Here is a 23,351-nt window from a genome sequence, read left to right on the forward strand (position 1 = left end):
TGAGATGAAGTGGCGCATGGGAATCATTATATGGCATGTGGTGATAGTTGTTACAATGTGGTACTTGGTAAATGATCATATTTTCTCAAGAAGGGGATTAAGCAGTCAATATTAGTGGAGGCTGTGAAGAAACCTCTGGAATTTGCTTTCTATGATAAAATTATGGATGTTTGATTGCAGGTTCGCCTCCTGATTTTAGGTGAATGCTCAGCAAGGCAGTCAAAAGTTAGCTTTGCTTCGTTATTTGTTTTTGTCCACCTGTTTTCTCCCTTCAATATGTTTATAATACTAAAAATTTTACGAAAAACAAAGCGGCAACCAATTATCTTAGTTCGCCGCTTGCATTTGTGTTGAAAATTTGTTTTTAAATTACAAAAGAGGAATTCCTGCTTTTTTACAAGAGTCAATGGTTTCTTGATCCCAAATGGAGGATTGAACCTCGCCAATATGTGCTTTGCCTAAAAGCAGCATACATAAACGAGATTGGCCGATGCCGCCGCCGATGGTGCAAGGCAGCGTGCCCTCTAACAGCATTTTGTGAAAGGGAAGCGTACGACGATCATCGCAGCCGGCTTTGCGCAGCTGCTGATCCATAGCTACCGCATCAACACGGATGCCCATAGAGGAAATTTCAAAAGCGCAGTCTAAAACGGGATTGTAAAATAAAATATCGCCGTTTAATTTCCAATCATCATAGTCGGGGGCGCGGCCGTCATGGGGCTTCCCGGATTTTAAAGCATCCCCAATTTGCATAATGAAAACGGTTTTATGCTCCTTAACAAAAGCATTTTCTCTTTCCTTTGCCGTTAAATCAGGATATTTATCCTCTAATTCCTGGGAAGTAATAAAGGTTACCTCTCTGCAAATCTCGGTGGCAATACGAGGATATTTTTTCTTTATCACATCCAATGTATCACAAATACTGATTACAATCCCCTGTACAGTATATTTCAATTCCTGCAAATTTCTTTTTTCGGGAGTTATTACCTTTTCCCAATCCCACTGATCAACATAAATTGAATGAAGGTTGTCCAAAACCTCATCCCGGCGAATTGCGTTCATATTGGTATAAATACCCTTGCCAGGGCGGAAATCGTAACGATATAAAGCCATACGCTTCCATTTTGCCAAAGAATGCACAACCTCGGCAGTAACCCCTGTTGCAGGTACCTCAAAGCTAACAGGACGTTCAATGCCGTTTAAATTGTCATTCAGACCCGTAGCGGGATCTACAAAAAGAGGAGCGGATACTCTTTTCAAATTTAAGTTTTGTGAAAGATTTTCTTCAAAGGTATTGTGAATCAAACCAATTGCGTTTTGCGTTTCATACAGCGTAAGAGCTGATTGATAGCTCTCGGGAATAAATGTTTTACCCATAAAATAATCCTCATTTCCTATTAATTTTACTTGTTTTAGAATAACACAGTAAAAATGTTAATTCAAGTAAAATGATACTTGACATTAAAGTCCTACAATTGTATGATGTTATTAAAACATACACTTGTAGGAGTTGATTGCATGAGAAAAGCAGGAGAAATTTCTCGCTTACCGGATACAGAGCTGGAAATTATGAAAGTCATTTGGAATGAGGCGAAAAGCCTTTCTACTTCAGAAATCAAAGAAAAATTGGAAATAAAGCGTCCGTGGAATAGTTCGGCTTTGCAAACACTGTTAAACCGATTGATTGACAGAGGCTTTATAGAATCCTATAAGGAGGGAAAAAATCGGTTTTATATTGCTGTCGTAGAAGAAAATGCATATTTGGCCTTGGAAAATCGACTGTTTTTAAATAAAGTAAACAATAATTCTCTAACGAAGCTGGTTGCCTCTCTTTACGATAGTCGCGCAATTTCTCAAAATGATTTGGACGAATTGGCAACCTATATTCGTCAGAAAGCAGGGGGCGAAAATATATGATATTATTTCAAAATGTATTGGAAATATCTGTTTTTACTTCTGTTGCCATAGTTTTTCTTGGGGTGCTTTCCCATTTTTTGGGTAAGCGATATGGCGTTAAATGGAGGTATTTCGTCTGGCTGATGATCGCTCTTCGATTAATTATGCCAATCAGCTTTACGCTACCTCGGCCCATTATGAAAATACCTGTGCCCCAAGTGAGGATGCACACGATTGATGATACAGAAGTGTCCTTGCCGGAAACAGACTATTTCAGTGAAGCATCATTTCCTGTGGTTGAAAGCAATAACACGCAAAATGAATTGACACAGCCACTTCCAACGGAAAATACGCCAACAATTTTGGAGGAAGCAAGGGAAAGTCTTTGGATTTTCTGGCTATTTGGCATGGCAATTTATTTTATCTACCAAGGGAAGAAATACAGAAGTTTTTTAATCAATCTCAAAAGAAATAGTCGTTGCATCAGAGATGCGGAGGTTTTAGAGGTATTCTATGCTGCTTGCAGTGAAATGAATATGATAAAAAGACCTGAAATATTTTTCTGCGGCATATTGCCCAGTCCCCTTTGCATCGGATTTTTTCATCAAAAAATCTATTTAAATCAGGAGGAGTATCCTGGGGAGCAGCTACGATTTATTTTAAAGCATGAGCTGGTACATTTGAAAAGGCGGGATATATGGTATAAAGCCTTACTGCTTTTTGCGAGAGGGGTACATTTTTTCAACCCCTTTATTTATTGGATGGTGCGCTTGGCTGAACGGGATATAGAATATTCTTGTGATAGCTTGGTTTTGGAAAAATGCTCTTTCTCCCAACGTCAGGAGTATGGGTTGACCATTTTAGAAAGCATTCGTCAAGGTGGGCAAACAAATCCTCTTTCTACTGCATTTTACGGCGGAAAAGAAGAGCTGAAAGCACGAATTGATTATATTTTTGATATGGGAAAGAAAAAGCGGGGGATTTTGCTGCTTTTGATGTTGTTGTTGCTTGTATGGGTTGGAACGGCATTTGTGGGCTGTTCTCAAAACGAGGAGACGGCCCAGACTTCAAATGAAGAAGTGGATTGGGCTGGGGCGTTATATCAATGTAAGCTGGATTATATCGGTAACCATGACGGCGTGGGAGATATTTTACGGAAGTTAACCTTGCCTGAGGGGATTCAATCAAGCACAGAAGGAATTGAATTATTTACAAGTAAAGAGCCTTATGGCGCAAGGCGCTATTTAACACTAGAAAAAGGAGCAAGTATTCCTGAAAATGGCTGGTTTGAAAAGGATGCCATGATATTTTTGGCCTTAGTGGATAATGCATCTTTTTTTGAATATTACATTACCGATGAAAATGGAGAGAAATCGGGGATATATTTTGACCGAAAGGATGGAGCACAATATTTCGGCGATACGGATTTAAGAAGTATGGCTGCGGATGAGAGTACCTTTCGTAATTTTTTAAGGGAATTGGAGCTGTTATTTCCAGAGAGTGGCGATTATGCTCGAAAGCAAATTGAATGTAATGTGCTACTCAATGAAATTGCTGAAGAAATGGGGGAAACCTTTTCCTATGATTTATTAAAACAAAACGTAAAGTATGATGAGCTGTTAAAGCTTGGAGATGGTGCATTGACGGCGTTATTCATTGAATTCCAAAAAGGCCAGCCCGATGATACAAGGGGATATATTATGATGACAGCGTGCTTGGAGCTTTTAAAGATACCGGCTACCATGAGTCCTACCTTGGTGGAGGAAATGAAGCCAAGTCAGTGGTATGAAGCCTATTGTGCTTTGGATTCTATGGTAGCAGAGCCGTTTCTTTATGATGAAGAACGCTATTCACAGGACTTGGAAAAAGACGGATTGTTGACAATGAAAAATGCAACAAAAGAAGGCTTGATCACAAGACACAGTGATGTGATGAAAGCAGTTTACACTGCCATGGAGCAACATTTTTCTTCTGATAAGAGCAATCGGGAGGTTCAAATTTTTGCACCGCTCATCAGCCATATTTCTGAAAGTGAGGATAAGCTTTCCGTTTATGCAGTCATTGGCTTCACTGAATATACTTTTATACGGACACCCAATGTGGGGTATCAGCTGGTGGAAGGTGGAGGAAGCCTTGTGCCTAGTCGTTTGGATTTTGAGCGGAAGGAGGACGGCTGGATTTTAGTGGAATGGGTGGAGGTCAATGATGGCTCGGAGTACGCCCCTTCGATTGAAGAGATGTGTAAGGGGACAAATGGTGTGGCAAATGCTATGCTTACCTATGATAGAAGAGAAATGCAGATGTTGTTGATGCAAAACTTGATTTTTTATTTAAAGGATAAAACACAAATTACAGTTTATAAAGATTCTCATATGGAAGAACAGGATATTCAAGAGGTTAGCCAATATATTTCGTTTGTGCAAATTTAAGGCAACACCGCACAATTCACGGCTGATCATTCCAAAACCTGCTTGCTTTTTGAAAAAAAGCAAGACCAAAAACTTTTACAGAACCCGCATTCTATGCGGGTTTCAGACTGAAGACAAACCTTGGGCGCTGCCCAAACCTGCTTGCTTTTTGAAAAAAGCAAGACCAAAAACTTTTATTGAAACCGCATATCTATGCGGTTTATAAAGGGTCAAGGGTGAAACCCTTGTAGGTGTTTGAGGGCAAAGCCCTCATGGTTTTGACTTTGTCTACGTTCTGGGACGCCCTGTTAGGGTGTCCTGTATTATTTTATTATTGGTGCAACAAAACAAAATAACCCAAAGAAACATGTCAAATGTTTGTTATATATGGAAGAAAAAACCGTTAGGTTGTTCCATTTTTTTGAAAAAAGTGCTATGCTATAAGAGTAACAAATTTCCATAAAAAAAGGAGGAGTACTATGAAATACGGGAAAAAGGTTTTATCCTTTCTGTTGTCCACGGCAATGGTATTAGGCATGTCTGTTCCTGCGTTAGCAGGCACAATGGATGGAAAGCTTGTAATAATCCATACCAATGATATGCATGGCTATTATCAGACAGGAGAAAAATGTATTGGTATTGCGGGAGTGAAGGGATTAAAGGACTATTATACTGCCCAAGGTGCTGACGTTATTCTCTTAGATGCAGGGGATTTTTCCCAAGGGACGACCTTAGTAAATTATTCAAAGGGGTTAAAGGCTGCGGAGTATCTTGTTTCAGCAGATTATGATGCAGCTTCTCTTGGAAATCACGAGTTTGACTTTGGTTTTGATTCCCTTTTGGATATGGTTGCTGTATTGAAAGCGGGGAATGTTCCTGTGATTGATGCAAATATTCTAAAAAAGGGTACAAATCAGCCTTATTTTGATGCCAGCATTGTATTGGAAAAGGGTGGAATGAAGATTGGCGTGTTTGGCTTGGATACAGCTGAAACACAAACAAAGTCTAGTCCAAGCAGCGTAAAGGATGTAACTTTCTTGGATGGTGAAGCAATGTATGAAAAGGCACAAGCTGAGGTAGATGCTTTAAAAGCAAAGGGCTGTGATTACATTGTTGCCTTGGTACATTTAGGTGTTGACGATGAAAGCGTTGGCAGACGTTCCACTGATGTTGCAAAGGCGGTAAAAGGTATTGACCTTATGATTGACGGTCATAGCCATACTGTAATGGATGGCGGAGAAAAGGTAAATGACACTTTAATCGTAAGCACAGGTTCTTATTTGGAGAACGTTGGCACTGTTGTAATTGAGGAGTCCTCAAAAGCAGCAACAGCAAAGCTGATTAGTGCAGCAGATTATGCTACAAGTATTGGAAAGTACGATGAAGCCTTAACAAAAATGGTAGCTGCCGATAAAGCAGAAGTGGATGCGTATTATGCGGGCCTTTTTGCAAAAACTGAGGTGGATTTGAACGGTGAAAGAGAACCCGGCGTTCGTACAGAAGAAACAAATTTAGGTGATTTTGCCGCAGATGCGTTTTTGTATGTGGGTAAAAAATATGCCCAGGAGCAGAATTTAGGAATTAGCGTAGATGTTGCCCTTTCCAATGGTGGCGGCATTCGTGCCAGCATTCCCACGGGAGATATTTCCATGAATACATTATATACTGTATTTCCCTATGGCAATACAGTTGCTTTGGTAACGGTTACAGGCCAACAGCTCCTTGAAGTTTTGGAGGCTTCTACCTTCGCTACACCAACTGCGCTGGGTGGTTTCCCTCAGATTGCAGGTGCAGAATTTACCGTAAATACTGCTATGGAATATAAAAACGGAGCACAATATCCAGACTCTACTTATTATGCACCCGCTGCACCTGGCAGCCGTGTAACCATTACAAGCGTAGGCGGCAAGGCGTTCGATCTGAAGGCGAAATATACCGTTGTGGTAAACAGCTTCCAGGCTGAGGGCGGTGATACATATTATGCATTGACACAAGGCTCATTTAAGCAGGATACTGGCATTATTGATGCAGAAGCGTTGATTCAGTATGTTGATTCAATGAAGGGTGTCATTGGCAAGGAATATGCAAAACCTCAGGGGAGAATTAATATTGTTTCCGAACCTGTTGCTGCTCCGGCTGTACCTGAAGTAGCACCTGCACCCGAAGCAACGCCTGCACCAGAAGTGGTTAAGGAGCCTGTAAAAGTACCGGAAACAGCTCCTAAAACGGAACCCGTACAGGTTGCAACGGATGTTTATAAGGTTGTAAAAGGCGATAGCCTATGGAAAATCGCTAAGGAACTTTTAGGCGATGGAAACCAGTGGAAAACTATTTACGAAAATAATAAAGACCAAATTAAAGATCCAGCTATGATTTATGTTGGACAGGAATTGATTATTAAAAAGTAATGGAGAGTTCATTTTAAGAGTTTTAAAGGCGGTAATGCATTGTGTGCAATTGCCGCCTTTATTATAATAATACTCAATTTTGTATCAATGAAAATAGTGCTAAAGTGATTATTTTCCTTTCAGATTAAATACAACAATACTGATAACAATCACTGCACCGCCAATAAAAGTGCCCATATTTGGAATTTCTTTTAGAATAATAAATCCCATAAGGGTAGATAGAAGGGGGGTGATGAACATAAAGTTGGTTACCTCACTGGTTCGTTTTGCAAAAGTCATTGCCTTCCCCCAAAAAAAGTAGGCAGTTGCACTGGGGAATACGCCTAAGTAAATGAGGGCTAAAATATGCTTAACGTTGGCCCTTGCCAGTTGCCGAAAGCTTTCGAAAGACCAAAAGCCAAGGAGTATTGTACCGCAAAGCATACTGTAGGTTACGATTTCTAAAGAAGAGTAGCCTTTTTGCGAAAGTCTTCTGCTCAAAATGTTGTAGCCACAAAAAACAAGGGAGGCCATAATCGTCCAAATCAAGCCGATATTAATGGAAAAAGCGCCTTCCCAAAGCATTAGAATTAAAACGCCGATAAACGCTGTTAAAATAGAAACCCAGCCAAGAGGACGTATCCTTTCGTTGTAAAGCTTTGCTGCCACGATTGCCGTAAGGATGGGGGTTATGGCAATAATAATGCTGGAGGTGGCAGAGGTTAAGGTTTGTATACCGGTATTAAAAGTAATCATATAAAGGGTAAAGCCTAATCCTCCGGAGAGAAAAAACCAGGGAATATCTTCTTTTTTTGGTTTATGTATATGTTTGCCCTTGCCAATCACTAATAGTAGAATTGCGGCAATGCCGCAGCGTAAAAAACCCAAAGGGTTTGATGTAAAGTGTTCTTGAACAATTTTAGTGAGGGGAAAGGCGGATGCCCATAAAAAAACCGTTAAAAACCCAAGTCCCCACACTTTTTGTTTGTTTTCCATTTGTAATCCTCCTAAAAAATCTTCTGTAAACAGCCATAGTTTTGCAACGGAAACCGTAATATAAATAGGTATTAGAAATAAAGCTGAGGCTCTTTTCTGACTTTGCTTTTTACCAACAATACTTTAGAAACAACAAGCTTTGGTCGATAGGTTATTTCCCTGGCTTTTTTGGGACATCCCTTTACGCAAGAAAAGCAGCGCAGGCAATGGGTGCTGTTTATTGATAGAGTATCTTTATCAATAGCGCCCGTGGGACAAAGCCTTACGCATATACCGCAATGACTGCATTTGTTTTTATCTGCAATGGGAGTTTTGGCAAAAAACTTTGCACTATTCGCCGGTACAATTTTTGCCATAAGAGGAGTCTTTCCCTGTGGCAGCTGGAGCGTTTTATTATGTAAAGAAACCAAGCTTTGTAGTTTACACATAATATTTCTTCCAAATTCTTTTGCTATAGTTAAATCATTGTTGTCTGGCCGACCTTTTGCAATGGGTGTTTCTTCTGTAGAAAAGGAATGCTCGCCAATAAATGAGGCAGCGCCCAAAACTTTAAAATTCCCATCCTGTGCAATAGAATAAAGTTCATTTAAGGTTGTCCCCTCACTTATATTTCCGTAAACGGCGACGAGTACAATAGGCTTTCCGTTTCCTTTTAGAGTTTTCAAAAAAGGGATTAATATTTTAGGTATCCCTGTTTCATAAACTGGAACGCCTAAGAAAACCATATCTGTTTTGATAATGGGAGCAGCTGCGTTTCTTACCTTCGGCAAGGTTAAATCAATGACTTCAGAATGCTTTATTCCCATCCCTTCTTCGATGGCTTCGATTACTTTTTTCGTAGTGCCCGTTGGTGAAAAATAAATTTTTGTTGTCGAACGAATTATCATAACAATTGTACTCCTTACCCCTAAACATTATTATGTAACAAGAATTAATCATAAATATTTTACACCCTTGCAGTTGATTTGGAAAGCCAATACATACTTATTTTTCAAAGACAAAGAATGGTTTCCTTTTGCTCATATTTTCGAAGCTTAAAATGGTATTGTTGCTTTTTTACATTAATTCAAAGCTTTTTTCTTAGCATTTCGGGTGGTTATAATATAATATGAAACAATAGAACAACGATAAAAGATTTGTTAGCTATTGATAAGAAAATACAATTATTGGTGAAAAAAATAAGAAATTTGCATATTATAGCTTTGAATTCTTAAAAAGGTTATTACAAGTGAAAGAAAAATGAAATAGTTTTATATTGTATTTTATACAATTATTTGATATAGTAATGATGTATGTAACGAAACAGAGAGTAATGGGTGATGCATTATGAGAGTGATTTCTGGGGCGGCAAAAGGACGAAAGCTGCAAACCATTGAAGGTTTAGCTACTAGACCCACAACGGATAGAATAAAGGAAACTTTATTTAATATCATTGCTTTTGATTTGCCGGCGGCTGTTTTTTTGGATTTATTTTCAGGCAGCGGTGCAATTGGCATTGAGGCTTTAAGCCGTGGAGCAAGGGAAGCAGTTTTTGTGGATCATAACCCACAATGCCAACAGGTGATTCAGGACAATCTAATGCACACCAAGATGGACAAGCAGGGCAGGGTAATTGGTTTGGAAGTACCAAATGCTTTAGCACAGCTTGCCAAAGAAAAAGCAGAGTTTAATATTATTTTTTTGGATCCGCCATATGAAGCAGAGTTGGCAGAGCCAACCTTGTTGGAAATTGTTAAGGGCGGCTTGTTAAAAAAAGATGGCTATATTATTGTTGAACGCTCAGCGCAAATTCCACTGGCACCGATCCAAGGACTTAGAGTTTGGCGTGAAAAGGAGTACAGAACTACGGTTTTGACGTTTCTGTGCTTGGAGGAAAATAATTTATGAAAAAAGCAATTTATGCGGGCAGTTTTGATCCTGTTACACTGGGACATTTAGATATCATTCACCGAGCAGCAAAGCTGTTTGATACCTTAGTTGTTGCAGTTTTGGAAAATCCTAACAAATGTTCCTTGTTTACTGTTGAAGAAAGGAAAAAACATTTGGAGCTTGTTCTTTGTAAAATGGAAAACGTTGAGGTTGCTTCTTTTAGAGGACTATTGGCTGACTTTGCCAGTGAAATTGGTGCAACTACTGCGGTGAGAGGGCTTCGTAATGCAGTGGATTTTGCGTCGGAATACCAGATGTATTTAATCAATCGCAAGCTGGGGAAGGAAATGGAAACCGTTTTCCTGGCCGCCGATGAAGAGCACATTAGCCTAAGCTCTACAAACGTAAAGGAAGTTGCAGTTTTTGGTGGGAATATTGATTTTATGGTTCCTCAGGAAATAAAACCTTTTATTATAGAAAAATATAAGAAGTGAGGGAGTGCTTATGGATTCTGTTTTGCAGTTGTTAGACGAATTAGAAGAAATATTAGATAGTAGCAGGGCGGTGCCTTTTAGCAATAAGGTATCTGTTGATAAAGAGGAGATATATGATATTATCAGCGAAATTCGTATGAAGCTCCCCAATGAATTAAAGCAGTCTAAATGGGTAATCGAAGAAAGAAACAAAATTTTGATTGATGCACAAAGAGAAGCAGATGAATTAATGAAAAATGCGGAAGACCGAATGGTTCGCATGATCGACGACAATGAAGTTACAAAAAAAGCATACGAGCAGGCTGCCGCTATTATTGATGCAGCAAAGAAAACCTCGAAGGAAATGCGTCTGGGTGCCATGGAGTATGCCGAGGGCGTTCTGGCTGATGCAGAAAACAAGCTGAAAGAGCTTAAGACGGTGGTATATACTGAAAGTATTAAAACCGATGATTATTTTGCTCAAACACTGAATGTATTGGCTGAAAATATTCAAGAGTTGCGTTTAGGCAAATAATCGGTTATCTTCTTTGATATAAAGCGAAGAGGAAGGCGCAGGCAAAAAAGAATATACTGCTTTTTATATAAAAAATTGGGATGGTAAATGCAGTTTCTGCTAGGAAAGCAATGGTAGGGACTGTTTTTTGTGCATATTTTTCAACAAATGGAGCCATGGCAAAAAAGATCATGCCGCTACATAAGCTATTACAAATTTTTGCCGCGATGTAGCGGCTTTTTTTGATAGGCACATTGCGCAAAACGCCTAAGGTTTGGCAGAGAATAGACAATCCGCCAAAAGCAACCAGCATGCAAGCTGCGGTAAGACGAAAAGAAAGGTTGTCGGGGGCGGTGCTTAGCAAAAAAGTTCCGTTGGTCATTTCCAATATTCCACCGCTCATTGCGCAAAGGAATTCCTCAGAAAAAGGCAAAAAAGAAAGAATATTGCCTAAGAAGTGAAAAATTCCCGTCTGCTTCATGGCTTCAACAGCGACGCCGAAAAGAATAATATACCCGCCGATTTGGGTAATTGTATCTATAGAATCGGCAATGGTTTGAGGAAGGCATTCTGTAATGGAGGGAGAAGGGGTTTTTTGATAGGGAATAAAATCATTCACGGATTTTGAAAAATAAAATAAACGAAACAACATGCCTGTAGCAATTGCACCTAAAAAGCAGCAAAATAAAAAAATATATCCCCAAAAAGGTGCATGAAAAAACGCCGCACCAACGGTACCCACTAAAAACAATGGACCTGGATTGTTGCAAAAGGATAATATATGCTCAGCCTGGGAAAGGGTGATTTTTCTTTCTTCATATAATGATGCTGTAATTTTTGCTCCCATGGGGTATCCTGAAAAAATTCCAAGAAAAAAAGGGAATGCGGCGATTCCGGGCAAGCCAAAGATAGGCCTCATCAATGGCTTTAACCATTCTCCTACTATTTCGGCAGCACCCATACGCAAAAGCAGCCCACAGGCAACCATGAACGGGAATAGGGAGGGCAAAACCTGTTGAAACCAAAGGGTAACGCTTTTTGCACCCGCTTCAAGCATGGCTTGGGGATAACGCAATAAGGCAAAAACTAAGAAACAGGCACAACCAATGGCAAATGAATTTTTTCTCATGTCAAACTGCTTCTTCCGTTATGTATTGTTACAATCTATGCTCTGTTTTGTTGTTCTATGAAAGGGAGTGTTGAGTAGAAATTTTAAATTCACATTGTCTGCCTTTGCTGTCGTTCTGCCTGCCAATACTGCTCGCCAATAAAAGGCGGAAGTGAGGAATATGTCAAATAATTGCCATGGGCATGGTGAAATCTTGATTTGGGCTGCGATATAGAGTGTTGGGTGCTGCCATTGCGTGTAGATCAGTTGCGGCTTTTTCCAAGGCCAATAGGTGCAGTCCATCCTCGTCTAATATTTCGGGAGCCTTTTTTAAATTGGTTAAAACAGGACACTTTGTGTTTATCGTAAGGTCTCCCAGAATTTCAGCATTCTCTTTACGAAAGCCCAGTACACGAATATAGGGCATTCGTGACTTTTTCATAAAGTAATCCACTTCAGTTTCTTTAATATCCAACAAAATATGAAGGAGAATACGTTGAATTTTGGTTCGGGTATACCGCTTGGACTTGATAAATTCTATGATATCTTCAACCTCATAGCAAGTGTCTATGGAACGAAGAATTCGGTTTTCCAAGCCTTCGGTTACCTCGAAAATGTTGCGAAGCTCCTCGGCGGACATTGCTCTTAATTTGTAGTTTAGGGGCCCGGCATAATTTTTCCAAACGATAGGTGCCATTCCTAAGGAAAGGGCATCGTTGTATAAATCAAAACAATTTTCTGGAACCTGCTTTAATGCAGCCCTTGTCTGATCCTCCGAAATTCCTCTTCGGATTGCAGATGCGGAAGCAAATTTGTCCTCCAAAGACGTGCCATGGTAGGCGGCCCCCTCTCGTTTGATGGTCATAGGAAGCATTTTGCATTGATAGCGTGCAAGAGCCTTTAAGTATTCCAAGGCCAAAATATGATTGGGTTGGCTTAAAATCTCGCTGTTAATACTGGAGATCATCTCTAAAGCCTTGGAACGGGCGGTAGGATAGGACATTCCTTCATCCAAATTTGCTTTCAAGAGAGAACGAAATTCCTCGGTTTCGTTGCTCATAAGTTTTGCCGCTTCTTGCAGAGTGGCAAGGTCGCCGCTTTCCGAGCCAAAGCAAAGGGTATCTACGAGTCCTGTTTCTTCTAAAATTCGAACAGCTGCACACGCAAAGGTTTCGGCATTTGCCGTTGCGAAAAGGACGGGTAGCTCCAAAACCATATCCACACCGTTCGTTAAGGCCGCTTTTGCCCGTGTCCATTTACTAAAAAAAGCCGGCTCGCCTCTTTGCACAAAGTTGCCGCTCATGACTACAACAACACGGTCGGCACCGGTTTTTTTCTTCGCCTCTTCTATCATATATTGATGCCCAAGATGGAAAGGATTATATTCTGTTATAATACCAATTGTTTTCATGTTTACATCTCCTTTTGGCAAATCAAATACTATTGTGTAAAGTAAAGTTGATATAAATAAACTTGCGTAGGTAAGCATCCAGAGGTGCCTCTTAAAGCAAAAAATAACATCCTGTGGCTGGATAATTTTTTTGCGGAGAATGTTTCGCAAAGGACAGACTGAGTATTCTTCATAGAACGAAAGTTTTAAAATCAAATCACAACATAAAAGATACGCATGCTGTGTATACAATTTTTTTTCCAGGATAGTATCATCTATAAAAAATATATTTAATAATTTATTATAACACAAAAGAATGTTTTTGGCCGTTAAGAAGAAATAAGTTTCCTATAATTCAGGAAGATTGTTGTTTAAAATGCTTTTATTATGCAATGGGAAGGGGGTGTGTGAAGGGATTAACAAAAATAGGTTAAAGAATGATTATAAAACCGTTAAAAATTCATATGGAAAAATATTGAGAAAAAGGGTATAATCATAAATAATAGCTTATGATTAGAGGATGATAGTGTGGAGAAATTTGCGGATAATCCCGATTTCTTGCAGGATATTTTTTTGGAAGAAACCTGGAAAAATATAGATAAAATTGATAGTTTTATAGAAGAAAAGGCAAAAGAAGAAGAACTCTGCGTTTCAAGGGAAGAAGTGGACAGCTTATTCCGAACGATGCATGGCATTAAAGGTTCTGCATCCATGATGGGTTTCCCATCTATTTCGGAAACTGCGCATAGTGCGGAGGACTTGTTCTCTTATTTGCGTGAGGAAGAGAATCCGGCGCAAGATGATTTAAAAACAATTATACACTTGCTGCGTATGGTATCAGGCTTTTTAAAAAGAGAGTTGCGCCGCATGGAAACGGATGATGAGGTTACGGATTTTGGCTGGACAGTGGTGCGAAGAATTAAAAATTTTTTGGCCCATGTGGACAGTGAAAATGAGCCCGAAGGTCCCAGCTATCAAATTGCTTATACAAGAAAGGGAAAGCAAATTATCCCATATACCAATTTCAGCATGCTGATACCCCAAATGGAGCGGCTTGCCAACATTATGGGGAAGGAGCTGTCTAAGGAATTTATGGTTAAAATTTCCGGGGCAGATACGGAGGTTCCAAGAGATATTTTTGACAAAATTTCTATGGCTGTGCTGCAAATGATGAAAAATAGTATGGATCATGGTTTGGAAAGCACCGAAATGAGAGAGCGAATGGGAAAAACCCCTGTGGGTGAAATTTCTGTGGAAATACAAAAGGCTGGTCAAAGGGTATTTGTGGTTTTTCGAGATGATGGCCAAGGTCTGGATAAACACAGCATACTGCAAATGGCACGAGATAAAGGGCTTTTGAAAAAGCCGGAAGAAGAATATGAAGACAATGAGATATTTGCATTTTTGCTACGTCCCGGGTTTACAACCAAAAGCAGGGCTAACATGTTTTCGGGCAGAGGGGTAGGGCTAGATGTTGTATTTGCCGCTGTTTCTTCTCTGGGGGGAACAATCCGCATTGAGAGCAGAGAGTATATGGGAACCACGTTTTTTATGGAATTTCCAGTGTTTGTATAAGGAATTTGTATTTCCTGCGAAGGGAGATGCGGTTGTTTTTTTGGCAAAAAGTTGTGAGATGGCTGAAAAAAAGAGTAAAATTCAGCCATTTTTTTATCTCTTTTCCCTTGTACCTGTGGGACAATTTGTTTATAATAATATAGATGTGGGTAACAAAAGAAAATTCTACAATCAACTAGGAGGTTTTACTGTGGATTTTTTAGCATTAATGAAGGAAAAGGCGAAAGCCAATAAAAAGGTAATTGTTTTGCCTGAGTCCTTTGAAAAAAGAAACTTAGAAGCAGCAGCTGAATGCATAAAAGATGGATTGGCTGAAATCGTATTAATCGGCAACAAAGAAAAAATCATGGAAGCAGCCGGCAGTTTTGATGTTTCCGACGCAATTTTTGTTGATCCTGAAAACTACGAGAGAATGGATGAAATGGTTGCGGGCCTTGCCGAAGCAAGAAAAAGCAAAGGCATGACATTGGAAGAAGCAAGAAAGCTTCTTTTGGATGATTCCATGTTTGTTGGGGTAATGCTGGTTAAAATGGGTGTTGCAGACGGTATGGTTTCCGGTGCAATTCACTCTACAGCAGATACGCTGCGCCCGGCGTTGCAGATTTTGAAAACTGCACCCGGTACAGAATTGGTATCTTCCTTTTTTATCATGGTAACAAAGACACCCGAATATGGCGATGACGGTATCTTGTTATTTGCTGACTGTGCTTTGAATCAGAATCCAACACCGGCTGAATTGGCTTGTATTGCAGGGGATTCTGCAAAGTCTTACGCTGCTTTTGTTGGCAAGGAAGCAAGAGTTGCAATGCTGAGCCATTCCACAATGGGTTCTGCAAAGCATGCTGATGTTACAAAGGTTGTGGAGGCTGTAAAGATTGCAAAGGAAAAATATCCTGAAATCAAATTGGATGGCGAAATCCAGCTAGATGCTGCAATCGTAAAAGAAGTTGGCGAATTAAAAGCCCCCACAAGCCCTGTTGCAGGCAAAGCAAACTGCTTGGTTTTCCCTGATATTGATGCCGGAAATATCGGCTATAAATTAGTACAGAGATTTGGTAATGCAGAAGCCTTCGGCCCCGTTTTGCAGGGAATTGCAAAACCTGTGAACGATTTGTCCAGAGGCTGCTCTGCAAACGATATTGTTGCAGTTGTAACAATGACAGCTGTTCAGGCTGATGTAATGGGCAAGTAATTTACCCGTTTATTTCTTGACCGCATTTAAATTGGCGGTAAATACAGTTAAGTATAAAAAGCTCAGAAAAAGGTACATTACGAAGGAGAGAAAACAATGAAAATTCTTGTATTGAACTGCGGCAGTTCTTCTTTGAAATATCAGCTTTTCGACATGGAAGAGGAAACCGTTTTAGCAAAGGGCCTTTGCGAAAGAATTGGTATCGAGGGTTCCAGATTGAAACATCAGCCTACTGGCAAGGAGGATGTGATTTTTGACGATTATTTGGAAGATCATGATGTTGCTGTCAAAAAAGTTTTGGAAGCTTTGACAAACGCTGAACATGGCGTGGTTAAGAGCATGAAGGAAATCAACGCAGTTGGTCATCGTGTAGTGCATGGCGGCGAATATTTCTCCAGCTCTGTCATTATTGATGACGCAGTGAAAGAAGCTTTGGAAAAATGCAGCGAGCTGGCACCTTTGCATAACCCTGCAAACTTAATCGGCATTGAAGCTTGCGAAAAAATTATGCCCGGTGTTTCTCAGGTTGGCGTATTTGATACAGCTTTCCACCAGACAATGCCTGAAAGAGCATATTTGTATGCAATTCCTTATGAATACTATGACAAATACAAAATCAGAAGATACGGCTTCCACGGAACAAGCCACAGATTTGTTTCCGAAGAGGCAGCAAAAATGTTGGACAGACCTTATGAGCAGACAAAAATAATTACTTGTCACTTGGGCAACGGCGGTTCCATCTGTGCAGTTAGAAATGGAAAATCCATCGATACAACAATGGGCTTCACACCGCTGGAAGGCCTTGTAATGGGTACGAGAGCCGGTGATATTGATGCTGCAGTTATCACATTCTTGATGCAAAAAGAAAATTTGACACCTCAGGAAATGGATAATATTTTGAACAAGAAATCCGGTGTTTTGGGTATTTCTGGTGTATCCAGCGATTTCCGCGATATTGAAGATGCAAGTGAGCACGGCAATTTAAGAGCAGAGGCAGCGTTGGATGTATTTGCATATAAAGTAGCAAAGAATATCGGCGCGTATGCAGCAGCGATGAACGGTGTTGACTGTATCGTATTTACAGCTGGTTTGGGCGAAAATTCCGGCTCAACAAGAAGATTGATTTGTGATTACTTGGGTTACTTGGGTGTTCATATTGATTCCTACAGCAATTCTTTAAGAGGGAAAGCAATGGAAATTTCTGCTCCTGATTCCAGAGTAAGAGTATTGGTTATTCCTACAAATGAAGAATTGGTAATTGCAAGAGATACGAAGGAACTTCTTGACAAATAAGAGCGCTTTCAGTATAATATTTTAGGTACGACTATGGGGTGATTTGTATGTTACTTGGAATGGCTCAATTGTTCGGCAAAAACGGGGTTACTACGCCTGTTATGCTGGAGGAGCAAATCAATGATACATCGGATTATCCCGATGTTGTGGAATTTTTGCAGCCTGTAAAGTTAGAGGGAACTCTTAAAAACGAAAAGGAAATTTTCGTTTTTGAAGCAAAGGGCAAAACAGAGGTCAATCTTAGGTGTGACCGTTGTCTTGCACCTGTCAGAAAAGAGCTTTGCTTCGAGATCAAGGAACGTTTTGCTCATACAGGCAGAGGAAACGAAGAGACAGAAACTTTTTCGGGGGATCAAATAGATCTTACGGACTTTGTCAAAAGGAGTATCATAAGTTCACTACCTATGAAAATTCTTTGCAGCGAAGATTGTAAGGGCCTTTGCCCAGTTTGTGGAAAGAATTTGAATGAGGGTGAGTGTGGTTGTGATACAACCTATATCGATCCGAGGTTTGAAAGTTTAAGAGCTCTTTTCAATGTTGACGAGGAGGTGTAGAAATGGCTGTACCCAAGGGACGAGTGTCGAAATCTAAAAGAGATAAGAGAAAAGCACAGAGTTGGAAAATTGCAACTCCTAGCTTGGTAAAATGCAGCAAGTGCGGTGAACTGATGGTACCTCATCAGGTTTGTAAGGCTTGTGGCGCATACAATAAGAAAACGATTATCAAAGTTGACTAAGTCAAATTCGAAAAGACAGCATATACGCTGTCTTTTCTTCTTATGTATTGCTTTTTTCATTGTTTTTTGCATTCTTTTTGATTATACTGAATACAGGAACAAGAAAGGACTTAGGTGATTTCATGGATAAAAAAGTAATCGTAGCCCTAGATGCTATGGGCGGTGATTTGGCGCCTGTTGAAGTTGTGAAGGGTGCTGTGGATGCCATAAAGGAATTGAAGGTGGTAATTAAGCTTGTGGGTCGTCAGGAGTCGGTGAATGCCGAGCTTGCGAAATATGAATATCCAAAAGAGTGTATTCAGGTGATTCATGCGGAGGAAGTAATTGGCACAGATGAGGTTCCTACGTCGGCAATCCGTAGAAAAAAGAATTCCTCCTTGGTTGTTGGGCTTAATTTAGTAAAAAATGGTGAAGCGGATGCCTTTGTTTCTGCCGGAAGTACTGGGGCTTTGCTCACGGGTGCGTTGCTAATTGTTGGTCGGCTTGAAGGAGTGGAACGTCCTGCGCTTGGAACCTGCCTGCCAACGAAAACAGGCGTTACCTTTCTTTTGGATAGTGGGGCAAATGTAGATTGCAAGGCAAAATACTTAGAGCAGTTTGCAAAAATGGGCTCTGTTTATGTTGAAAATATTTTCGGCAAAAAACAACCTAAGGTTGCCTTGGTTAACATCGGTGCGGAAAAAGAAAAAGGCAACGCGTTGACCAAAGAGGCCTACGAATTGCTGGAAGTAAGCGAGGATATCAATTTTGCAGGCAATATTGAACCAAGAAGTATCCCTTTTGGAGATGCGGACGTTATTGTTTGCGATGGTTTTGTAGGAAACACCATTTTGAAGTTTGCCGAAGGCTTAAGTAAAACCTTGATTGATATTATTAAAGAAGAAATTACTGCGGGGGCATATAAGTTTGCCGCTGCAATGTTGAAAACTCCATTTAAGAATGTGAAAAAACGTTTTGATTCTGATGAGGTTGGGGGTGCACCCTTTATTGGTCTGAAAGCGCTGGTGGTAAAGGCCCATGGCAACTCCAACGCAAGAGCGATTAAGAATGCTGTGCGCCAATGCGTTTTGTTTACAGAGGCGGATATTGTGGAGAAAATTAAGGATAAGCTGTAAATAGCAAAGCTATTTTCAAGATGTAATGATAGATTTTTTGCCTACCTTTTTTGGTAGGCAATTTTATCGTAGTAAAAATGAATACTAGGAAAAAAAGAAAAGTTAATTTGGCAGATTTTTTTGCAGAAAAATCACTTAAAAAGTTTATTAATTTTTACTATTTCTACTGACAAATGGCAGCAAATGGGTTATAGTATTGAAAGAAAAATGATTGAGGAGGTTATCAATATGGATGAAGCAGCAGTAATGAATGTAATTGCAGAGCAGTTAAATGTATCGGCGGACACTTTAACCCATGACACGGTTTTTGCAGATTTGGGTGCCGACTCCTTGGATTTGTTTCAGATTATTTCTGCGTTGGAAGAAACCTTTGATATGGAATTTGATAATGACGAAGCAGAAAAAATCAAAACCATTGGGGATGCCATTGACTATATTAAAAATGTATTGGAGAATTAATGATGAATCATTTGAATCTGGAGGAGTTCGAGCGTAAGATAGAGTACTCTTTTTCGGATAAAAGCTTGCTGGTTTTAGCTTTGACTCATAGTTCCTATGCCAATGAAATGAAAAAGGGCACACACGAAAATAATGAACGCTTAGAGTTTCTAGGCGATGCTGTTTTGGATATGGTGGTAAGTGAGTACATGTATCGTTTTTTTCCTCAGATGCCGGAGGGTGAGCTGACGAAGCTGCGGGCTGCAGTTGTGTGTGAGGGGTCTTTGGCTGCTTTATCCCGTAAATTAGGCTTAGGGCGTTGCATTTTATTGGGCAAGGGCGAGGAAAGCACAGGGGGACGGAATAGAGATTCTATTATGGCTGATGCATTTGAGGCGATTATTGGTGCAGTTTCTATTGATGGTGGGATTGAAGCCGCCAGTCGGTATGTGATGCGCTTTATGGAAGAACAAATTGAACAGACCAAAAATAATTTTAAAAACTTGGACGGAAAAACTCACTTACAAGAGATCATACAAAAAATTAGTAAGATTCCCTTGCAGTATAGGATTGTGGATGAGCAAGGGCCGGATCACAACAAGCTTTTTATTGCAGAGGTTACCCATGATAACCTGCTTTTAGGTAGGGGAAGCGGGCGAAGCAAGAAGGAAGCAGAGCAAAATGCTGCAAATAACGCATTGGAGCATATGAACGGTTGATAGCGGCATATGCTCGAGGGCGCTGTCTGAAAACTCCGACGGAGAGAATTCTGTTGGAGTTTTTGCTTTTATTTGAAGCAACACAGCCTTTTATTTTAAAATGCATTTTTTAGCTCATAATGAAACAAAATAAGCTTTTGGAGTCAAGAAATATAAATATAAAATTAGCATTCTTTGGGTTGTTTTATACAAAATAAATTGGTAAAACGGCGTTATTATCTTAAACAGATGGAAATATTATGGGAAAGGCCGTGCCGAAGGGAGGAACAAAAAATGGGTAAGCTTGATGGATTAGGTGGAGATAAGGTATTTTATTTTTTCGAAGAAATTTGTAATATTCCCCATGGAAGTGAAAACGAAAGGGCTTTAAGCGATTATATTGTTGGTTTTGCAAAGAAACGCGGGTTATATTGCCGACAGGATGAGCATTATAATGTACTAATAAAAAAAGCAGGTTCAAAGGGATATGAGAATGCAGCACCTATCATTTTGCAAGGCCATATTGATATGGTTTGCGAGAAAAATGCCGAAACTGAGCTAAATTTTTTGACAGACCCCATTGAAATATATGTTGACGGCGATTTCATTCATGCCAAGGGAACAACCCTAGGTGCAGACGACGGAATTGCAGTGGCATACATGCTGGCATTATTGGAGGATGATGCCTTGGCGCATCCGCCAATAGAAGCAATTTTCACCGTTGAAGAAGAAACGGGCATGGGTGGTGCAAGGGCCTTTGAAACGTTTGATTTGGAAGGCAAGCGTTTCTTAAACATGGATACGGAGGAAGAAGGGGTTTTGCTCTCCGGCTGTGCAGGGGGACGTCGGATCAGGGTTTATTTGCCTGCTGAGCGTAACGATAGTCCCGTAGGAAGAAAGGGGTATATGATCTCCATTCGGGGGTTAAAGGGCGGTCATTCCGGTGCGGATATTCATTTGCAAAGGGCAAATGCAAATCCTTTGATGGGCAGAATTTTATATATGCTAAAGGAAGCTGTTGATTTTTCACTGGCTGGCGTTGATGGAGGGAATATGGACAATGCCATTTGCCGTGAAGCAGAGGCAACGGTTTTATTTGCTGATAAAGATGAGGAAACAGTAAGAGAGCTTTTGAAAAAAATAGAGAAAGGTTTTCAGGAGGAATATAATTCTCGTGAAACGTCTATAACTATAACGATGGAAACTTTGCAGGAAGAGGTTTTCAAGGTTTTAACAGAGGATACGAAAAATAAGCTCATTTATATTTTACTACTTCTCCCCTATGGTGTGCAGACCATGAGCATGGAGATGGAGGGTCTGGTGGAAAGCTCAAACAATATCGGCATTGTAAGAACGACTTCTGAACATATCTATTTCGACAATGCAGTCAGAAGCTCCGTGGAAAGCAGAAAGGAACTGATTTGCCAGAAAATTTATGGGATTGCTAATCTTTGCGGTGCAAGCGTTGAGAATTTAAATGATTACCCCGGTTGGCGGTTTAACCCGGATTCACAGCTCTTAGAGTTGTTTGCAAAGACCTATCGGGAGTTTTATGGCAAGGAGGCAGAGATTTCCGCAATTCATGCAGGGCTTGAATGTGGGCTTTTTTTGGAGAAAATTCCTAATTTAGATATGGTATCTATTGGTCCCGAACTGCATGATGTACACACTCCAGATGAGCGGCTTTCTATTTCATCCACAATTCGTGTTTGGGAATTTCTAAAAGAAGTGTTAAAGAAAATGGATCACTGATTTTAAAGGAATGGTGAAGCGATGCGGCTGCCTTGGAACAAAAAATATCTTGTTATTTCTTTCCATGTGATTTTCACGGTTGGTATTTTAGTAGTAATGGGGATGTTTCTATTTAAGCTTTCCGAGGCGAAAAATGTCATAATACAGACGGTGAGGGGAATCCTTGCCGTTTTTGCACCCCTTTTATGGGCAGTTTTCTTTTCCATATTGTTAGAGCCAGTTACTGGGTTTTTTCAAAAGTTTTACGAATCACGGTTAACAGCAATACGCCGAAGTAAAATCAAAAACAGAAAGGTTGGTACATCAGCAGCATACTTTGCTGTGCTTATTATACTGTTTCTGGGGGGCTCTTGGGCAGCAAAAAGCTTGGGCACGGCGGATTTGGACGGATTGGCGGAGCATTTATCCACATTCATTCAAAAAATGGGAGATATGTTGGTTTTGCTGAATCTAAAGCTGGCGGAGCTTGGTATTTTGCAAAATGTGGAGGGTATTCTGTCTGCATGGACAGAAAATGCAGCCCTTTGGATACAGGTGAAAATATCTGGATGTACTGCTTATATACCTCGGATTGGCAGCAGAATAGTGGATATTGCAATTGGGCTTGCAGCAGCGTTTTATTTTTTAATGGAAAAAAGAAAAATATTTGATTTTTGCACCCAAGCGTCATTGCTTTTTTTCGGCGAAAAAACCACAAGGCGAATAAGACGTATTATTCAAGAGGTGGATAATGTGGTAACGGGGTATTTAGGGGGGCAATTGATGGACGCAGGCATTATGGCGGTGCTGTTTTCTATTGCTTTTACCATTGTAGGGCTGCCTTATGGCGTTGCATTGGGTTTGATTTCCGGCTTTTCAAATTTAATTCCGTACTTTGGTGCTATTATGGCATTTGTATTAGCAGTATTGGCTGGATTTATCAGTGGGGAATCTATACGAGCACTCTATGCTTCGATTCTAATTTTGATTTTACAACAGATAGACGGTGTGTTTATTGTGCCCAGGGTTGTTGGGAAAAAGGTGGAGCTGCATCCCGTTTTAGTATTGCTTTCTCTGGCGGTTTTTGGCAGACTTTTCGGTTTCTGGGGCCTTTTAATTGCGGTGCCGCTAGGGGCGTTGTTGAAAAATTTTTTCTTCTGGCTCATGAACAAGAAGGATGAAAAAGCGGAAATTTAAGAATGAAAAGAACCAGTTTTACTTTTTTTTGATTCAAACGTCTGGTTTACAATAATCAAAAACTTTGTGATGAATGATAGGAAACATAAGTATAATTCAATGTCATTTCAAAAAAAGCATCAGCAAAAGGCGGTTTTGAGGTAATCAAACCGCCTTTTATTGTTCGCTTTAGCTTGAGAAAACCACCGGCTATGCCGGTGGTAGGAAAGGTTTGTTCTTTAGATGTAAGCACGAATCCTCCTTTGGTAGAATAAATGTAGGTTTGCCAACCACATCAAAGACCAAAAGGAGGATTCAAAATGACTAATAATAGTTTAGCACATACAACATGGGAA

Annotated in this window: 22 protein-coding genes; 16 read left to right on the plus strand and 6 right to left on the minus strand. The window is 40.1% G+C overall.

Going from position 1 to position 23,351, the window contains the following annotated elements; genetic code table 11:
* Positions 1-369: 369 nt before the first annotated feature.
* The gene (gene asnA / locus CLNEO_RS14430; protein WP_066090736.1) at positions 370-1,377 is read right to left on the minus strand and encodes an aspartate--ammonia ligase; all 1,008 of its coding nucleotides are present in this window, start codon (positions 1,375-1,377) and stop codon (positions 370-372) included.
* Between the two features lie 141 nt (positions 1,378-1,518).
* Here asnA and CLNEO_RS14435 point away from each other — a divergent pair, with 141 nt between their 5' ends.
* From CLNEO_RS14435 to CLNEO_RS14450, 3 genes are all read left to right on the plus strand, one after another.
* On the plus strand, positions 1,519-1,917 hold the full coding sequence (locus CLNEO_RS14435) for a BlaI/MecI/CopY family transcriptional regulator (protein WP_066090739.1): 399 nt from the start codon (positions 1,519-1,521) through the stop codon (positions 1,915-1,917).
* Positions 1,914-4,325: a M56 family metallopeptidase gene (locus CLNEO_RS14440; RefSeq protein ID WP_066090742.1), complete on the plus strand. Its 2,412-nt coding sequence runs from the start codon at positions 1,914-1,916 to the stop codon at positions 4,323-4,325. The genes CLNEO_RS14435 and CLNEO_RS14440 overlap by 4 nt, the downstream gene beginning before the upstream one ends.
* Positions 4,326-4,783: 458 nt before the next feature.
* Positions 4,784-6,712 (plus strand): 5'-nucleotidase C-terminal domain-containing protein, encoded by a 1,929-nt coding sequence (locus tag CLNEO_RS14450; RefSeq protein WP_066090748.1) that lies wholly within the window; start codon positions 4,784-4,786, stop codon positions 6,710-6,712.
* A 108-nt stretch (positions 6,713-6,820) separates the two neighbouring features.
* On the opposite strand, the gene CLNEO_RS14455 is transcribed toward CLNEO_RS14450, so the two are convergent.
* Positions 6,821-7,687 carry a DMT family transporter gene (locus CLNEO_RS14455; protein ID WP_066090751.1) on the minus strand — a complete coding sequence of 289 codons (867 nt, stop codon included), beginning with the start codon at positions 7,685-7,687 and terminating at the stop codon, positions 6,821-6,823.
* Between the two features lie 71 nt (positions 7,688-7,758).
* Positions 7,759-8,574, minus strand: coding sequence for an EFR1 family ferrodoxin (locus CLNEO_RS14460; protein ID WP_066090754.1), 816 nt, complete (start codon positions 8,572-8,574; stop codon positions 7,759-7,761).
* Between the two features lie 439 nt (positions 8,575-9,013).
* Here CLNEO_RS14460 and rsmD point away from each other — a divergent pair, with 439 nt between their 5' ends.
* From rsmD to CLNEO_RS14475, 3 genes are read left to right on the plus strand one after another with little or no spacing between them, the layout of a single operon-like run.
* Positions 9,014-9,574, plus strand: coding sequence for a 16S rRNA (guanine(966)-N(2))-methyltransferase RsmD (gene rsmD / locus CLNEO_RS14465; RefSeq protein ID WP_066090756.1), 561 nt, complete (start codon positions 9,014-9,016; stop codon positions 9,572-9,574).
* Complete coding sequence (gene coaD / locus CLNEO_RS14470; protein ID WP_066090759.1) at positions 9,571-10,050, plus strand: pantetheine-phosphate adenylyltransferase; 480 nt, start codon at positions 9,571-9,573, stop codon at positions 10,048-10,050. Before rsmD ends, coaD begins: the two co-directional genes overlap by 4 nt.
* A gap of 10 nt (positions 10,051-10,060) precedes the next feature.
* Complete coding sequence (locus CLNEO_RS14475; protein ID WP_066090762.1) at positions 10,061-10,564, plus strand: ATPase; 504 nt, start codon at positions 10,061-10,063, stop codon at positions 10,562-10,564.
* A gap of 4 nt (positions 10,565-10,568) precedes the next feature.
* Here CLNEO_RS14475 and CLNEO_RS14480 read toward each other — a convergent pair whose 3' ends face one another.
* Both CLNEO_RS14480 and CLNEO_RS14485 read right to left on the minus strand, forming a co-directional pair.
* Positions 10,569-11,672, minus strand: coding sequence for a nucleoside recognition domain-containing protein (locus tag CLNEO_RS14480; RefSeq protein ID WP_066090765.1), 1,104 nt, complete (start codon positions 11,670-11,672; stop codon positions 10,569-10,571).
* Positions 11,673-11,835: 163 nt separating this feature from the next.
* Complete coding sequence (locus CLNEO_RS14485; RefSeq protein ID WP_066090768.1) at positions 11,836-13,062, minus strand: nucleotidyltransferase; 1,227 nt, start codon at positions 13,060-13,062, stop codon at positions 11,836-11,838.
* Between the two features lie 507 nt (positions 13,063-13,569).
* Here CLNEO_RS14485 and CLNEO_RS14490 point away from each other — a divergent pair.
* The 10 genes from CLNEO_RS14490 to CLNEO_RS14535 all read left to right on the plus strand — a co-directional run bounded on the left by CLNEO_RS14490 (position 13,570) and on the right by CLNEO_RS14535 (position 23,016).
* Positions 13,570-14,616 (plus strand): ATP-binding protein, encoded by a 1,047-nt coding sequence (locus CLNEO_RS14490; protein ID WP_066090771.1) that lies wholly within the window; start codon positions 13,570-13,572, stop codon positions 14,614-14,616.
* A 190-nt stretch (positions 14,617-14,806) separates the two neighbouring features.
* A complete protein-coding gene (gene pta / locus CLNEO_RS14495; RefSeq protein ID WP_066090800.1) occupies positions 14,807-15,808 on the plus strand; it encodes a phosphate acetyltransferase in 1,002 nt (333 codons plus the stop codon).
* 96 nt (positions 15,809-15,904) lie between these two features.
* On the plus strand, positions 15,905-17,101 hold the full coding sequence (locus tag CLNEO_RS14500; RefSeq protein WP_066090775.1) for an acetate/propionate family kinase: 1,197 nt from the start codon (positions 15,905-15,907) through the stop codon (positions 17,099-17,101).
* A gap of 47 nt (positions 17,102-17,148) precedes the next feature.
* On the plus strand, positions 17,149-17,655 hold the full coding sequence (locus CLNEO_RS14505; RefSeq protein ID WP_066090777.1) for a YceD family protein: 507 nt from the start codon (positions 17,149-17,151) through the stop codon (positions 17,653-17,655).
* A 2-nt stretch (positions 17,656-17,657) separates the two neighbouring features.
* Complete coding sequence (rpmF, locus tag CLNEO_RS14510) at positions 17,658-17,837, plus strand: 50S ribosomal protein L32 (protein WP_066090780.1); 180 nt, start codon at positions 17,658-17,660, stop codon at positions 17,835-17,837.
* A gap of 122 nt (positions 17,838-17,959) precedes the next feature.
* Positions 17,960-18,952, plus strand: coding sequence for a phosphate acyltransferase PlsX (gene plsX, locus CLNEO_RS14515; RefSeq protein WP_066090783.1), 993 nt, complete (start codon positions 17,960-17,962; stop codon positions 18,950-18,952).
* 228 nt (positions 18,953-19,180) lie between these two features.
* Entirely contained in the window at positions 19,181-19,411 is a 231-nt protein-coding gene (gene acpP / locus CLNEO_RS14520; protein WP_083532060.1) for an acyl carrier protein, read from the plus strand.
* A gap of 2 nt (positions 19,412-19,413) precedes the next feature.
* Positions 19,414-20,109 (plus strand): ribonuclease III, encoded by a 696-nt coding sequence (gene rnc / locus CLNEO_RS14525; RefSeq protein ID WP_066090786.1) that lies wholly within the window; start codon positions 19,414-19,416, stop codon positions 20,107-20,109.
* Between the two features lie 273 nt (positions 20,110-20,382).
* The gene (locus CLNEO_RS14530) at positions 20,383-21,840 is read left to right on the plus strand and encodes an aminoacyl-histidine dipeptidase (RefSeq protein ID WP_066090789.1); all 1,458 of its coding nucleotides are present in this window, start codon (positions 20,383-20,385) and stop codon (positions 21,838-21,840) included.
* A gap of 21 nt (positions 21,841-21,861) precedes the next feature.
* Complete coding sequence (locus tag CLNEO_RS14535) at positions 21,862-23,016, plus strand: AI-2E family transporter (RefSeq protein ID WP_066090792.1); 1,155 nt, start codon at positions 21,862-21,864, stop codon at positions 23,014-23,016.
* Between the two features lie 55 nt (positions 23,017-23,071).
* Here the strand turns inward: CLNEO_RS14535 and CLNEO_RS16000 are convergent, their stop codons facing one another.
* Positions 23,072-23,248 (minus strand): hypothetical protein, encoded by a 177-nt coding sequence (locus CLNEO_RS16000; protein ID WP_157723606.1) that lies wholly within the window; start codon positions 23,246-23,248, stop codon positions 23,072-23,074.
* Positions 23,249-23,351 lie beyond the last annotated feature (103 nt).

Origin of the sequence: Anaerotignum neopropionicum (assembly GCF_001571775.1) — a bacterium.
GTDB classification, from domain to species: Bacteria; Bacillota; Clostridia; order Lachnospirales; family Anaerotignaceae; genus Chakrabartyella; species Chakrabartyella neopropionicum.